The organism is Pseudomonas sp. PME37.24/025 (assembly GCF_055556615.1).
The window spans coordinates 1-449 of sequence record NZ_JBVHNK010000041.1; the positions used below are offsets into that span (position 1 = coordinate 1).

The following is a 449-nucleotide window of genomic DNA, read 5'->3' on the forward strand; positions in this document are numbered from 1 at the left end:
TCAAGCGTCATCGCTGCAGCACACCCCCTCGGGTGCACGCTGCAGCGACCAGCGTGTGCGACACGACGGCCACACCAACGCTAGACATCCGCAATATCACGGCTATAATCATCAATGCCTCATAACTGAATCTGATTCACGCAGCTACCCGCTGATTCAGCGCTAGAACTTGTTGCAGCCTCTTGCCGGAGACTGTGACTCCAAAGCACTCAAGACCCCCGATGGTTTGCCGACCAGAGGGGGTCGAGTCGTTTACGCGGACCGAAGCATAGGCAGCTCCTCCGCGTGTGCGTTCTCGTCGGCTTGGCGCCGTTGTGCAGCCTTGCGGATCTCCTCGTTGATGTATTCGGGGATCTCGAGGCCCTTGGAAGCGGCGAGCTGGATCGCTGCCCAACTGCCGATGGGGATGCCGAGTGCATCTGCATCGCGGGAGTACTGCTCGTACTGAT

The 449-nt window shown here is 59.2% G+C and carries 1 protein-coding gene; it reads right to left on the bottom strand.

Going from position 1 to position 449, the window contains the following annotated elements; all coding sequences use genetic code 11:
• Positions 1-252: 252 nt before the first annotated feature.
• On the bottom strand, positions 253-449 hold a 197-nt coding region (locus tag ACZ3HH_RS29390; protein ID WP_465810018.1), incomplete at its 5' end, for a hypothetical protein.